Here is a 799-nt window from a genome sequence, read left to right as displayed (position 1 = left end):
AGGTGCCTTTTATCATTTCGTTATCTAAGCAACGCTATTTAGCTTAGGTTTTAACTCTTTTCGCGTCAAAGTTTCACTAAAGTCATGACTGAAGTGGTCAACTTGAATCGCTGTGTAACGCAGTTTATCAGCAGCAACAATTTGGTCGACTTCTTCTTGTGTCAGAACATCGGCAGCAAGTGCTTGAGCCAGTTTGTCTGCCAACAAGCCTTTACGAGCCACTTTGCCCTCTTTCACTGCTTTGAAGATCTTACGCTCCAGAGGCTTGATGCTGTACATCGCATTGAACGCGTTCTCCATAAGGCCAACACTATCATCCTCTTCCTTGCCGATGTAGCAAAGGTGAGTCAGACGTTCACGGTGTGCGCCCGGAGTCATCAAGCTTTCTGCTAGTTGAACTGTTAGGTTATCACTTGGTTTTTCGAAGTGGTTACCTACAGGGAAAACTAGACCTTTAAGTACTTTGCCAACCATCTTGTTCGGGAAGTTACGGTACGCTTCTTGTAACGACTTAGCCGCATTGTGGAAACAGTGTTGAACCGCGTAGTGTACGTAGTCTAGGTCAGCTTGTTGACGACCTTCGTCTTCATACTTTTTAAGTGCAGCAGACGCCATGTATAGGTAACTTAGACCATCACCCAAACGTGCAGAGATAAGCTCTTTACGTTTCAGTTCACCACCTAGCGTCAGCATTGCGAAATCCGCACTCACTGCAAGTGCGCGGCTCAAACGAGTCAAATCTTGGTAGTAAGGCTTCGTTGGACCGCTCATGTCGGCTTTAATGAACTTAGAGCCAGTT

1 protein-coding gene is annotated in these 799 nt (G+C 45.9%); it reads right to left on the bottom strand.

Features of this window, described 5'->3' with window-relative positions:
* Positions 1 to 24 precede the first annotated feature (24 nt).
* Positions 25 to 799, bottom strand: a 775-nt coding sequence (locus AB4496_RS06810) for an acyl-CoA dehydrogenase domain-containing protein (RefSeq protein WP_372130715.1), incomplete at its 5' end; no start/stop codon positions are given.

Origin of the sequence: Vibrio sp. 10N.222.46.A1 (assembly GCF_041473595.1) — a bacterium.
GTDB lineage: Bacteria > Pseudomonadota > Gammaproteobacteria > Enterobacterales > Vibrionaceae > Vibrio > Vibrio tasmaniensis_A.
The sequence above is the reverse complement of the archived record's forward strand: the minus strand, read 5'-3'. Positions and strand labels throughout refer to the sequence as shown.